Annotated in this window: 7 protein-coding genes and 1 pseudogene; 6 read left to right on the top strand and 2 right to left on the bottom strand. The window is 46.4% G+C overall.

All coding sequences use genetic code 11. The features are described from left to right. Positions 1-300: pseudogene (locus tag L5M38_RS08290) on the bottom strand (transposase); the annotation flags it as partial. Positions 301-535: 235 nt separating this feature from the next. Between L5M38_RS08290 and L5M38_RS08295 the strand changes: the two are divergent. Continuing rightward, positions 536-2,926 (top strand): hypothetical protein, encoded by a 2,391-nt coding sequence (locus tag L5M38_RS08295; protein WP_263178765.1) that lies wholly within the window; start codon positions 536-538, stop codon positions 2,924-2,926. Between the two features lie 158 nt (positions 2,927-3,084). Next, positions 3,085-3,609: a tRNA adenosine(34) deaminase TadA gene (gene tadA / locus L5M38_RS08300; RefSeq protein ID WP_411569302.1), complete on the top strand. Its 525-nt coding sequence runs from the start codon at positions 3,085-3,087 to the stop codon at positions 3,607-3,609. 469 nt (positions 3,610-4,078) lie between these two features. Here the strand turns inward: tadA and mltF are convergent, their stop codons facing one another. Further along, entirely contained in the window at positions 4,079-5,509 is a 1,431-nt protein-coding gene (mltF, locus tag L5M38_RS08305) for a membrane-bound lytic murein transglycosylase MltF (protein WP_168824519.1), read from the bottom strand. 279 nt (positions 5,510-5,788) lie between these two features. Here mltF and purL point away from each other — a divergent pair, with 279 nt between their 5' ends. The 4 genes from purL (at position 5,789) to cydX (ending at position 13,789) form a co-directional block, all read left to right on the top strand. Continuing rightward, on the top strand, positions 5,789-9,670 hold the full coding sequence (gene purL / locus L5M38_RS08310) for a phosphoribosylformylglycinamidine synthase (RefSeq protein ID WP_263178851.1): 3,882 nt from the start codon (positions 5,789-5,791) through the stop codon (positions 9,668-9,670). Positions 9,671-10,941: 1,271 nt separating this feature from the next. Beyond that, complete coding sequence (locus L5M38_RS08315) at positions 10,942-12,498, top strand: cytochrome ubiquinol oxidase subunit I (protein WP_028761244.1); 1,557 nt, start codon at positions 10,942-10,944, stop codon at positions 12,496-12,498. 15 nt (positions 12,499-12,513) lie between these two features. Next, positions 12,514-13,653, top strand: a complete 1,140-nt coding sequence (gene cydB / locus L5M38_RS08320; protein ID WP_028761243.1) for a cytochrome d ubiquinol oxidase subunit II — start codon at positions 12,514-12,516, stop codon at positions 13,651-13,653. A gap of 19 nt (positions 13,654-13,672) precedes the next feature. After that, entirely contained in the window at positions 13,673-13,789 is a 117-nt protein-coding gene (gene cydX / locus L5M38_RS08325) for a cytochrome bd-I oxidase subunit CydX (RefSeq protein WP_011788717.1), read from the top strand. Positions 13,790-14,164: the final 375 nt, after the last annotated feature.

Below are 14,164 nucleotides of genomic sequence, written 5' to 3' on the forward strand. Positions count from 1 at the left end.
GTTCATCGAGTCTGACATCAAGAGAGCGGTAGCCTTTTTTAGGATAAGATTGTGCTCCTCAAGACGAGCTATTTGCTTCTTCAGCTCACGGATTTCAATTTGTTCAGGGGTAATCGGAGATGCTTTTGGTGTGCCACCCTGGCGTTCTAGTTTTAACTGTCTCACCCATTTATCCATAGTGGACTTACCTACGTTCATCGCCTTTGCAGCTTCGATGATGCTATGGTTTTTATCGAGGACTAATTGGGCWGCTTCAAGTTTGAATTCAGCACTAAATGTTTTTCTGGTTGTCGATCTCATGTGTTCACCTAAAGTCATCTACGAGGYAATAATATCACCTCTATTTAGGTGGCCAAAATTAGTGTGCCACTACACTCTGGTCTATTCGTTCTCGGTAGCAACTGTTGAGAAAGGCCAAAACGAACTTGAGGTATTGGGTTCGAACTTTGGGCATTCCGCAAGCCAGTTGTCTCGGTCAGTCAACAAGTTGTCAGACCGCCATATTGTACAGAAGAGGGCTTATTGGAGAGCTATTTTGCCCCATGCCATTGCCAATAAGTTGGCTATGTCGGCACTGAATAATTTACCCGTTGCTCAACTTAGAGAAACCTTTGAAGCCCCCGGACGTCAACGCTTACTCATGTCTTTCGCACATAGGCTCGGGTTGTTGCATGATCATCCTGTGGCGAAAGAGATCGTTGAAACTTGGCTTCAACCCGATGGGTTGCTGGGGCGGATAACCGAATTAAACGATATATCGGCACGAATGTTGGATTATATCGCACCAGTAACGCCAGAAGTTCTGCTCGACAGGATTGAAGCGATACTTATCACCTCTGATTTTAAAGGCATGAAACCAGGTTATAAGTCTCGACGAACGTCAATTATCAATCTTCTGCTATTGCTGGCGTATGAACCGATCGCCTTTGAGCGGTGCATTAGGCTCCTCATCCATTTAGCGGACTTCGAAGAGGAAAGCAACAACAATGCTTCTGCGCGAAATCAGATAACGAAGTTCTTCCAAGCATATCTGTCCGGCACACACGCTACTTTAGAACAACGCATTGCGATCATGAATGAATGTCTTTCATCAAGCGTGACTGTAAGGAGGTCATTAGGTTTAAGGATGCTCTCTACAGCCTTAGAGGCGCGGTGGAGTGGGTCAGGGGTAAACGAGTTTGGTGCTCGCCCAAGAGACTATGGATTTCAACCCAATCACGATCAGCTTGTGCAGTGGCGTAGCGCCTTTATCGACGTTGCTGTCAAACTGGGAACCTCCGGTGATTCGACTCTTGAAGATCTTGCAAGACAGACGCTGGCGAAAGCATTTAGAGGAATGTGGCGACAAGTTGCAATGAGGGAAAAGCTAATTGACGCTGCTGGCAAATTACATGCACATCGCCCTTGGGGAGATGGTTGGAAAGCCGTCCGAACAACTATCTATTTCGACCATACCAAGCGCAAAGATGGGGATGATGTTGAGCCTCTGCCGGACAACCTTGCCGTATTGGAGAGGGAGTTGGAGCCCCATGACTTGATTCCGGCAATTCTGACTTATGTGTTGAGCAATAGGCCGGATTATTGGGCATTGGATGCTAATTTTGATCATGAAAAAATCCACAAATATGATGAAGCTAGGCAACGACTTGAAACTAAGGCGCTCCGGTTAGGTGAGGAATTTGCGTTATCGGACCATAAGCTCGACGAGCTGGGTCCACATCTTTTTTCCAGCGATTCGATGCCTTATCGCACCGCATTCGGGAGAGGCTTGGCAAAAGGGGCGCATGATTTACGAGTCAGCTGGCAGCTACTCGTCGAACAGCTGGGGCTGCAGTCCGAAGTCTGCAGAGATATTGCTGTCTTTGGTGGTTTCATCAAAGAGGTTGACTCTATCGATTCAGTTCTAGCTCAAGAGCTACTCGAACAGTGCACGCAGCATCCTAAGCTTCGACAGGCCTTGGTTAATTTGCACCCTTGTGGAAAATTTACAGAAACCGACCTAGATCGTTGTATGGCAATTCTGGATGACCCAGAAATTCACCCGAGCATGTTTGAACCAATCCTCTGGCGGGACGACTATGCGCACTTGCCTAAAGCCAGTATTATCAAACTCGCGCAACGGCTCCTGAGTAAACCGAATGGTGATGATGTGGTGCTAGAGGCGCTAAGCATGAGGTTAGATGGTGCAGTTGATACACTTGGTCCCGACTTTCGACAAATAGGTTTAAGAGCTGCGATCTTGAGTCTCTCAAAAAATAATGACGATTATAGTGGTGGCAGGGATTACCGAATGGAGCGCGTGATCAGTGCTGCGTTACGCTTTAATGGCAATGAGGCCGCAAAGCAAGAGTGGTTGGATACCATATTTACTGTTGTCGATGACAACTATGGTTACATTTATTCATGCGAAAACACCATTGCGTCGACTGCGGCATTAATGCCTGCAGCATTCCTGAATCGTGTTTTTGACGGCACTGAAAAGCAACAACATCTGCGACAGTTCTTTATTCTGCATAGCGGATTCGAGCAGTCAATTCTCGCCAAAATCGATGTGGACGTGTTGATTGAATGGTGCAGTGCCAGAAACGATACCAACGTGTGGGCGATTGTAGCGGCGGGTATTAGTCTCTGGGAACCGGATGGAAATCAGGGTGCAGTTATTATGTCAGAGTCAGCGCTCAGACTGCTGGAAGCATCTCCTAAACCTGAAGCTGTTCTGGAGGCATTTGCTGAACGTGTTACTTCTGGTAGCCGAGCAAACGCAATGCAACCTGGAACGGATGCTATTAGAAAGTTGGTTGAACATGAAAGATCAGATATTGCGGTCGCAGCTAAAACACTCTCTGCAAACTTGGTTCAACTAATCGAGCGCCAGAAAGAGCGAGAACAGCGGGAGGATATGGAGCACGAGCAACGGTTTGAATAAAGGCTACTCTATCCGAACTTTACAGGTTCAATACCGAGAGAGATGAAAGCCTATTATCTACTCAAACAACAATCGAGAAGGCTTAATCCTTATTCAGTGAAAAGGCGCCAAGTGCGCCTTTTTTATTGGTTATAGGTATAATTGCCGTATTTTTACAAATGAGTGACAGCCTAGTGGACCAAATGAAGTTAGACGAACATTGGATGCAGGTCGCGATGCTGATGGCTGAGAAAGCCGAGGCTGAGGGCGAAGTGCCTGTGGGTGCGGTATTGGTCAAAGACGGTCAGCAGATTGCGACGGGTTACAATTTATCCATTAGCCAGCACGATCCTAGCGCCCATGCGGAAATTTTATGTTTGCGGGAAGCGGGGCGTTTGGTCGAAAACTATCGTCTTTTAGATGCGACTTTATATGTCACCCTCGAGCCTTGCGCTATGTGTGCGGGCGCTATGGTGCATAGCAGAATTGCTCGTGTGGTATTTGGCGCACTGGATGAAAAAACGGGTGCAGCGGGTACTGTGGTTAATTTATTGCAGCATCCGGCGTTTAATCACCAAGTTGAAGTCACATCTGGGGTGCTGGCCGATGCTTGTAGCGCGCAATTGAGTCGTTTTTTTAAACGTCGCAGGGAAGAGAAAAAAGCCCTGAAACAGGCTCAAAAGGCGCAGCAAGCTATTGGGTAAGTGGCGATTAACGTGACAGGATTAATCCTGAGACTGAATAAAAGTAAAGAAGAGTTTTTGACGATTTAAAATACGGCGATGACGAATTTTTAGCAAAGTACGGCGACGCGCAACGGTATTGTTGATGGTTTTTCTTCTCATATTGACCCCATTAATTGTTATTATCGATGCCCTACAGAGATTTATCTTAGGTCATAACCCAAGACAGTAGCAGTTGCACATGAGTGCAGCAATAGCACTGGTCAGATAAGCTGAACTAAGCGATGTTTTTCATCGCAAATTTGAGTTAGGTTGGCAAACCTTAATTCGGTTCTCCTGTTGTTTGATATCGCACCTTGTTGAAGACATCTATGTACATCTTGAGTTTTTATGTTGATGTTCTTGTTACGTAAAACTCTGTACTTGATATATAAGAAGTGAGTTGTTGGATTGTCGTTTGGCCCATGCACCTGAGCGCTAACGAGTTAAGCTATTTAGGTTGATCAGGGCTTAACGTTCCCGCAGGAAGTACGGGTTCTTCCGCAGTAAGGTCGCTCGAGTCATCATCGGGGTCGGGTTGTTTCGACTGATTATCCACCCAGACTAACGTGTCATAGTAGCGACGGATGCTGTCGACGTAATGAACGGCTTCACTGCCTCGGGCGTAACCATAACGTGTTTTTTGATAATATTTACGCTTTTGCAGTAGCGGTAGTACCTTTTTTAAATCTCGCCAAGCATTGGGATTTAACTCCATCGATTCCGCAAGCTTACGTGCATCTTCAATATGGGCATATCCTATGTTGTAAGAGGCCAGCGCAAACCACATGCGTTGACTCTCGGGGATCGATTCTGGCAGGCGATTGATCATATCGTTCAAATACGCCGCGCCGCCGCGAATACTTTCTTCGGCATCGAGTCGGTTGGTGATCCCAATCTCTTTGGCGGTTGGCTGAGTCAACATCATCATGCCACGCACTCCTGTGGCCGAGCGGGCATTAGGATTCCAATGTGACTCTTGATAGCTGGTTGCTGCCAGTTTACGCCAATCTAAATTGCCTGCATGGGTTTCAAATAATTGTCGATAACGCGGCAATACTGTCTCAATGGCACGGATAAATGCGCGAGTATCGATATAATCGAAGCGTTTTACATGACCAAAGTATTTCTCGTTGAGATGATCCAGCGTACCGGCAAGCTTCTCTTGGTGCCAAAAGGCCAGCAATTTACTCATAAGTTCATCACTGTGAGTGGGAGGTAACAGCCAGATCACATCGAGTTTTTCTTCTAGCACAGGGCCTGAGCGTAGGTCGGGCAGGTAGCGACGGTTGATCTGTACGCTGCTGGAGTCGGCGATAGTGTAGTCAATTTCTTTGTTGGCAATCATAGCCAACAACTCTTCACTGTCTTTGTCGGTAATTTGATCCCACACCAGCGTTGGATAATGCTTTTGCAACTGGGTCAAGGTCTCGACGAAGGAAGAGTCGGCGATAACGGTGATCTTGCCTTTTAAGTCGCTGATGTCTTTTGGGGTTGGCATGCCTTCGCGATACACCAACACTTGATTCACCCGGTATAGCGGTGGACCTAAGCGGAACTGTTCTCGCCTTGTGGGCGTTTCTGTCATGCCTGCAGCAATAATATCGATTTCATTCTTTTTGAGGGCTTCGTACAACTCGATACGGTTTGTGTAGGGCACCATTTTTAAGGGCACATTTAAGTATTCGGCAAACAATACCGCCATATCGTAATCGAAACCGCTATCACCTTGGCCCGAGGTCATATAAATCTGTGGGCCGTAAAGTGTACCGACTCTTAGCTCAGTTAATTTTTTTGGCACGAATTCTGTTTCGTCCACGGTCACCTGCTGACAGGCAGTCAGTAGGAAACCTAAGATAAGAGCGAACAGAAATCGAGTCATTAAATGTACTTATAGTAAATAAAATCAATATTATAGATAGCGAGTTAACAGTGGGGCATTAGTGGTGAACTGGCTGACATTGGTGGGATTATATCCGTTTGTCTGCGATTTCGAAAAAAAATCATTCAGGGGGAAAGTACAGCCGACACAATACTGGGCTTTTTATATCACAGGAAACACTGTTTTGCGTAAGGTCGCAGGTGATTTGTGACAGACATTTCCTTATAATAGCGCCACCTCTGACCCCTGCAATAATAAATAATAAGGTGAATAGACGTGATGGAGATCATCCGCGGAGCCCCTGCACTCTCGACGTTTAGGGTGCAAAAGCTGATGGAGGCCTGCGAAAACGCGGCGCTTCCGGTACGCCAAATCTATGCTGAGTATGTCCATTTAGCGGATTTGAGCGAGTTGCTCGACACAAATGAACGCCAGCAACTTGAAAAAATTCTCACCTATGGACCTGCGATAGAAGCTCATATCCCCCAAGGTTCGCTCCTGTTTGTCACTCCTCGCCCCGGTACTATTTCTCCTTGGTCTTCAAAAGCCACTGACATCGCGCACAATTGTGGCCTTGGTAAAGTGAAGCGTTTGGAGCGAGGCGTTGCGTATTATGTCGAGTCAGATGCACTGACAGCGCCTCAGCAACAAGCTTTAAATGCGTTGCTGCACGATCGTATGGTTGAAATTATCCTCGATGATTTTACCAAAGCCGATGTGCTGTTCAAACGTACTGAGCCTGCGCCGTTTAAGAGCGTCAATATTCTTGGGGAAGGTCGCCGCGCACTTGAAGTGGCTAACACTGAATTGGGGCTTGCTTTAGCCGAAGATGAAATCGATTATTTAGTCGAGAACTTCGTCCGTTTAGGTCGCAATCCTCATGACATCGAATTGATGATGTTTGCTCAGGCGAACTCTGAGCATTGTCGTCATAAGATTTTTAACGCAGATTGGACCATTGACGGTGAAGTTCAGCCTAAGTCACTGTTCAAGATGATCAAGAACACCTTTGAAACCACGCCTGATCACGTGTTATCTGCCTACAAAGATAACGCTGCTGTGATGGAAGGTTCGGTTGCGGGTCGTTTCTTCCCCGATCCTGATGGGGTATACAACTACCACACTGAACCAATGCACATCCTGATGAAAGTGGAAACCCACAACCATCCAACCGCCATCAGCCCCTATCCTGGCGCTGCAACCGGTTCAGGTGGTGAAATTCGTGATGAAGGCGCGACGGGTCGTGGTTCTAAACCTAAAGCGGGTTTAACAGGCTTTAGTGTATCCAATTTAAAAATCCCGGGTTTTGTTCAACCATGGGAAGGTAACTATGGCAAGCCAGAACGTATCGTGAGCGCGCTGGACATCATGACCGAAGGCCCACTGGGCGGCGCGGCATTTAACAACGAGTTTGGTCGTCCGGCACTGGTCGGTTATTTCCGTACCTATGAGCAGGAAGTCAGCAGCCACAACGGTGTTGAAGTCCGTGGTTACCACAAGCCAATTATGTTAGCCGGTGGTTTAGGTAACATTCGTGAAGAACACGTACAAAAGGGCGAAATCACCGTTGGCGCTAAGCTGATTGTGCTCGGTGGCCCTGCGATGAACATAGGTCTGGGCGGCGGCGCTGCTTCGTCTATGGCATCGGGTCAATCGAGTGAAGACTTAGATTTTGCTTCTGTGCAACGTGAAAACCCAGAAATGGAACGTCGTTGTCAGGAAGTGATTGACCGCTGTTGGCAGCTTGGCGATAAAAACCCTATCCAATTTATCCACGATGTGGGCGCTGGCGGTTTGTCGAATGCTTTCCCTGAACTCGTGAATGACGGCGAGCGCGGCGGTTTATTTAATCTGCGTAATGTGCCTTCGGATGAGCCTGGCATGAGCCCGCTGGAAATCTGGTGTAACGAATCACAAGAGCGTTATGTGATGTCAGTTGCTCCTGAAAACCTCGCGCTATTTACTGCCATCTGTGAGCGTGAGCGCGCACCTTTTGCGGTGGTGGGTGAAGCGATAGCGGAGAAACACCTGACGCTTAGCGATAGCCATTTCGACAATAATCCTATCGATTTACCGCTCGAAGTCTTATTAGGCAAAGCACCTAAGATGAGCCGCGATGTGATATCGGCCAAAGCCGTATCGCCAGCGCTAGCGCAAGATAATATTGAAGTTAAAGAAGCGGTTAAACGCTTACTGAGCTTGCCTACAGTCGCAGATAAAACCTTCCTTATCACTATTGGCGACCGCACAGTTACAGGTTTAGTTAACCGTGACCAAATGGTGGGTCCATGGCAAGTGCCTGTGGCCGATTGCGCTGTGACTGCGGCAAGCTTTGATACCTACGCCGGTGAAGCTATGTCACTGGGTGAACGTACACCGCTAGCGCTACTAGACTTTGGCGCCTCTGCCCGTATGGCTGTGGCTGAGTCAATCATGAATATCGCTGGTGCCGATATCGGTTCATTTAAGCGTATTAAGCTTTCTGCCAACTGGATGTCTGCCGCGGGTCACCCTGGTGAAGATGCGGGTCTTTATGAAGCGGTGAAAGCCGTAGGTGAAGAACTGTGTCCAGAGCTGAGCCTGACCATTCCGGTCGGTAAAGACTCTATGTCGATGAAGACCGCATGGCAACAAGATGGCGCGGATAAAACCGTGACCTCACCTATGTCATTGGTCATTACCGCCTTTGGTGTGGTGCAAGATATTCGCAATACAGTGACGCCAGAGCTACGCACAGATAAAGGCGAAACGTCTTTACTGTTAGTGGATTTAGGTGCGGGCAAAAATCGTTTAGGCGGTTCTTGTTTAGCCCAAGTGTTTGGTGAGCTGGGTGATATTGCGCCGGATCTTGACGATGCTGCACTGCTGCGCGGTTTCTTCGAAACCATGCAAAATCTAGTCGCTAAAAAATCGGTTATCGCTTACCACGACCGTAGCGACGGTGGTTTATTCACTACCTTAGTGGAAATGGCTTTTGCTGGTAATACAGGTTTAGACATAGATGTAGAAGACTTGCAGGGCACTGATTTAGAACGACTCTTTAATGAAGAGCTCGGCGCTGTACTGCAAGTGAGCCGTGACAATGCTGCGAAAATTGCCGCTCAGTTCGCTATCGCTGGCGTGCCTTGCCATGTGATCGGAACCCTAGCCGACGATCAACGCATCACTATTAAAGATGGCGCGCGTGAAATCTTCAGTGATACCCGTGTAGCGCTGCGTACTGTGTGGTCAGAAACCACGTATCGTATGCAAGCTCTGCGTGATAACCCAGCCTGCGCACTTGAAGAGTTCACACTTAAGCAAGACGAAACCGATTTAGGTTTAACCGTTAACTTAAGTTTTGATCCAAGCACTGATGTTGCTGCACCTTATATCCTTAAGGGCGCTGCGCCTAAGATGGCGATTTTGCGTGAGCAGGGCGTTAACTCCCACGTAGAGATGGCAGCAGCCTTTGACCGCGCAGGATTTGAAAGCCGCGACGTACACATGTCGGACATTTTATCTGGCCGTATCAGCCTAGATCAGTTCCAAGGCCTAGTGGCCTGTGGTGGCTTCTCCTACGGTGACGTATTAGGCGCAGGTGAAGGTTGGGCTAAGTCGATTCTGTTTAATGAGCGCGCTCGTGATGAGTTTTCACGTTTCTTTGAACGTGACTCAAGCTTTGCCCTTGGCGTGTGTAACGGTTGTCAAATGCTGTCGAACCTGAAAGAAATTATCCCAGGTAGCGAGCACTGGCCACGTTTTGTGCGTAACCGCTCGGAGCGTTTCGAAGCGCGTTTCAGCTTAGTTGAAGTGCAACAGAGCCCGTCGTTATTCTTCCAAGGTATGGCCGGTTCACGTATGCCCATTGCTGTATCTCACGGTGAAGGTTTGGCTGAGTTTGCTAGCCCTGAAGCGCTGGCGATTGCCGAAGCGTCAGGCACGATTGCGCTGCGTTTTGTCAATGGTAAAGGTGATATCGCGACTCAGTATCCACAAAACCCGAACGGCTCGCCAAATGGCTTGACTGGGATTTGTACCACAGATGGCCGCGTAACCTTGATGATGCCGCACCCAGAACGTGTGTTCAGAACTGTGGCGAACTCTTGGCATCCAGATGCTTGGGGTGAAGATAGCCCTTGGATGCGTATGTTCCGTAATGCACGAGTGACCTTAGGTTAAGCGTTTAAAGTCAACGGCTTTTGCCTTTGTTGAGGGGCAAAAGCAGGTTAATGAAAGCGTAAAAAAGGAGCGATAATTTCGCTCCTTTTTTTATATATAAAATGCATTTTATGGAAGTGATTGTATTTCAAATTATTAACGCTTATTGCAAATAATCTAATGGACTAAAGTGGCAAAATAGCCACTTTAATCGGTAAATACCTATTAATAGGTATGTTGCGCATTTGATACGGGGCGTGGTGTTTTATGGGGTTCTGGAGTTGTTGGGGGATGCTAGGGTCTTAATATAGAAAAAGCCCCCAATCTCAGGGAGATGGGGGCCCGTTTTGCGCTAACAAAACTTCACATAAATGCAATTAATTTCACGAGTAATTCTGGGGATTATTTCAGCTCATTAGCTGTATAAAGTTCAACAAAAACACGCTTGTAGCTGTTAACCAGACGTTCAAATAATTTAGTCATATCGATATCTCCACACCAAAAGTTAGTACCTATGTGCGCGAAGTTGGTCTTGGCTGGGCTACGACACCAGTTCTACCAAATTGTCTCCTTAACACAGGACATATATTAAACAACTGAGGTTAGCTTCTCAAACGAGAAAAAATACAAATATTCATTATTAAAACTAATGCATTTTAGCCTGTTCGATTGTGATTTTTTATATTTATATGTATTTATATTTGATTTTAAAGGTTTTAAATTGTGGCTCACTTAAATTTGTGACAATATTTTTTAGTTAATTTGTTGCAACATTATTTATTTGTTGGTTTTTTGATGATTAGAACTGATTTTTACTGCCTAGTTGGTAAAAGTATGACTTTATATCAATTAATGGCTGCTCACTACTCTTGTTTTTCTCGATTGTCAATCCTCTCTGGTGGGGAAGTGTGTGCCTCACCGCAAAACCCACCTAAACCCCTGAGTTTGATTGATTTGCATCAAAGCGAGGTGGTATAAAATAGCCACAAATGAAAATGAATAAATATCTTAACTATCTGATATTTATATCGATGAAATCATTTGATTGAGTGAGTGGTAGGGCGTCGGTCTCAGTTACTTGCGATAGTGTGACTCGCGTCTCAATATGCAACAGATATTGGTACTTTTTAGCCCTTGCTGCTTCGAACTAATGCAAAAGATTAAATTTAACGGTTTATACTGTTGTCGCAGATATAAACACAAAATGAAAACTCACTATCCTACAAAGGCACTTGCTGTGATTGACGCGGGTTTTGTCATAGCAATTGGACGCACCAAGTAAGGAGTCACCGATGATTGTTGAAGAGGTTGTTGAGCTATCGCGGTTGCAGTTTGCGCTGACAGCCATGTATCACTTCCTATTTGTTCCCTTGACTTTGGGGTTGGCATTTTTGCTGGCTATCATGGAATCACTGTATGTGATGACTGATAAACAAATTTATAAAGATATGACTAAGTTCTGGGGTAAGTTATTTGGTATTAACTTTGCCTTGGGGGTTACCACAGGTTTGGCAATGGAATTCCAGTTTGGTACTAACTGGTCTTACTATTCGCATTACGTAGGGGACATCTTTGGTGCGCCTCTGGCTATTGAAGGTTTAATGGCCTTCTTCCTTGAATCTACCTTCGTGGGTATGTTCTTCTTCGGTTGGGATCGTTTCACTAAGCGTCAGCATTTAGTCGTGACTTGGTTAGTGGCCTTTGGTTCTAACATGTCGGCATTGTGGATCCTAGTGGCAAACGGTTGGATGCAAAACCCTGTGGGTTCAGTGTTCAACTACGAAACCATGCGTATGGAAATGACCAGCTTCGCTGAGGTTGTGTTTAACCCTGTCGCGCAGGTTAAGTTTGTTCACACCGTCGCTTCGGGTTATGTGGCGGGTGCCATGTTTGTACTGGCGATCAGTGCTTATTACATCCTCAAGAAACGTGACTTACCTTTTGCCCGTCGCTCATTCGCGATTGCGGCAAGCTTTGGTATGGCGGCGATTCTGTCGGTTATCGTGTTAGGTGACGAATCTGGCTATAAAGTGGGTGAAGCACAGCGCGTTAAGTTAGCCGCGATTGAAGCTGAGTGGCATACAGAGCCTGCTCCAGCAGCCTTTACTGCTGTCGGTTTTCCGAATCAAGAAACCATGAAAACAGATTTTGCAGTCAAAATTCCTTATGCGATGGGTATAGTGGCAACACGCTCGTTGGATGAAGAAGTGACTGGTATTCATGACTTGATTGCTGAGCATGAAGTGCGTATCCGTAACGGTATGAAAGCCTATGCCATGCTAGTGAAACTGCGTGCGGGTGAAGAAACGCCTGAACTACGTGCTGCTTTTGAAGAAGCGAAAGTCGACTTAGGCTACGGTTTCTTACTGAAACGCTACACAGACAAAGTGGTCGATGCGACTGAAGAGCAAATTAAAGCAGCTGCTAAAGATTCTATCCCGAACGTAGCACCGATTTTCTGGAGCTTCCGTGTGATGGTAGGTCTAGGCTTTATCATGCTGTTCGTATTTGCTGCGGCATTCTGGCAAAGCACACGTCATCAAATCGCCGAGAAAAAATGGGTACTTAAAGCTGCACTTTATAGCTTGCCATTGCCTTGGATCGCGATTGAGTGTGGTTGGTTTGTGGCTGAGTATGGTCGTCAACCTTGGACGATTTCTGAGGTACTACCGACCTTTATGTCTGCGTCAAGCTTAACGACTGGCGACTTATGGTTCAGTATCCTTTCTATCACCTTGTTCTACACTGTACTGCTGGTGATTGAGATGTTCTTGATGTTTAAGTTTGCCCGCATTGGTCCGAGCAGTTTGAAAACTGGTCGTTATCATTTCGAGAACCTAGAAGCCTAAGCAGAGGATTTCATTATGTTTGATTATGAAATATTAAGAGTTATCTGGTGGGCTCTGATCGGCGTACTGTTCATCGGATTTGCGGTTACTGATGGTTTTGACATGGGTGTCGGTGCGTTACTGCCAATTATAGGCAAAGACGATACTGAGCGCCGTATCATGGTTAACACTATTGCTCCCCATTGGGACGGCAACCAAGTGTGGTTAATTACAGCAGGCGGTGCGTTATTTGCCGCTTGGCCTATGGTGTATGCAGTGTCTTTCTCTGGCTTCTATGTCGCCATGATGTTAGTGCTGTTTGCCCTCTACATGCGTCCAGTCGGATTCGATTATCGTTCTAAAATCGAAAATCCAAAATGGCGTAAGTCGTGGGACTGGGCCTTGTTTGCCGGTGGTTTTGTACCTCCGCTAATCATAGGCGTGGCCTTTGGTAACTTGTTGCAAGGTGTGCCTTTTGAATTCGACGAGTTCCTACGTGCGACTTATCACGGTGGTCTGTTCGGCCTGTTGAATCCTTTCGGTTTGCTGGCAGGTCTTGTGAGCGTGAGCATGTTTATGATGCAAGGCGCTTCTTGGCTACAAATGAAGACTGACAGTGAGCTGCGTGTTCGTGCTGCGAAAGCCACGCAATTCTTCGCACTGTTAGTGGCTGTGTTGTTTGCTGCTGCGGGTGTGTGGTTAGCCAATGGTATCGATGGTTATGTAGTGACTTCAGTACTGGACCATAATGCGGTTTCTAACCCAGCCATGAAAACCGTCGCAATTGAAGCGGGTGCTTGGCTTGCCAACTATGACAAATACCCCATCACTATGCTGTTCCCTATCTTAGGTGTGGCATTGCCTCTACTAGTGATTTTGGTTAGCCGCTTTAACCGTTCAGGTTTTGCGTTCCTATTCAGCTCACTCACTGTGGCTATGGTGATTTTGACTTGCGGTGCAGCAATGTTCCCATTCGTCATGCCATCATCACTTAACCCTAACGTCAGTTTGACTATGTGGGATGCAACAGCCAGTAAAATGACCTTAGGTGTTATGACTGCTGCTGCAGCGATTTTCGTACCTATAGTGTTGAGCTACACTGTCTGGACTTACTACAAGATGTTTGGTCGTATCGGCCGTAAGCATATTGAAGATAACAAAGCCTCACTCTATTAGGCATTAAGGAGCATCTGCTATGTGGTATTTTACGTGGATATTAGGGGTTTTGCTGGCCTGTTCTTTTGGGATTATCAATGCCCTGTGGCTTGAGAATACAGAGAACATGGACAGATCGGCAGAAGATGCCGAGTAACGTCTAAACTCGATTTAAAAACCTCGCATCAGCGGGGTTTTTTATTGAGATTTTTTGATCGGCGGAGGTTATTTTAATTAGAGGCAGAGCTAGGCTATCGTATTAGGCCAAGCAGTTAACTTCGCTGCAGAGTGGTGATGTAACTGCAACGAATAGGTCTGATATCATTGTTTTTTGATTGTGCTCTCTGCAGATGCTTGCTCTGTATGGCTTAAGATATTTTCTCCATTACTCCTTTACGTCAGTATCCTAAATCAAAGTCCCAAATCCCATTTCTTAAATGTGGCTCCTATCGTTTTGATGTAGTGCTGTTATAAAAATGCCGCCCAGTTAGGGCGGCATTTAACGTTTGATAAAGCACTAACTCTGTATCTA

Origin of the sequence: Shewanella sp. SM101 (assembly GCF_025654465.1) — a bacterium.
Classification (GTDB): Bacteria; Pseudomonadota; Gammaproteobacteria; order Enterobacterales; family Shewanellaceae; genus Shewanella; species Shewanella oncorhynchi.

What these genes read in the sequence shown, in the direction of transcription:
- purL (WP_263178851.1), top strand. Translation starts at nt 5,789, where the DNA reads ATGGAGATCATCCGCGGAGCCCCTGCACTCTCGACGTTTAGGGTGCAA.
- cydX (WP_011788717.1), top strand. Translation starts at nt 13,673, where the DNA reads ATGTGGTATTTTACGTGGATATTAGGGGTTTTGCTGGCCTGTTCTTTT.
- cydB (WP_028761243.1), top strand. Translation starts at nt 12,514, where the DNA reads ATGTTTGATTATGAAATATTAAGAGTTATCTGGTGGGCTCTGATCGGC.
- mltF (WP_168824519.1), bottom strand. Translation starts at nt 5,509, where the DNA reads ATGACTCGATTTCTGTTCGCTCTTATCTTAGGTTTCCTACTGACTGCC.
- L5M38_RS08315 (WP_028761244.1), top strand. Translation starts at nt 10,942, where the DNA reads ATGATTGTTGAAGAGGTTGTTGAGCTATCGCGGTTGCAGTTTGCGCTG.
- tadA (WP_411569302.1), top strand. Translation starts at nt 3,085, where the DNA reads ATGAGTGACAGCCTAGTGGACCAAATGAAGTTAGACGAACATTGGATG.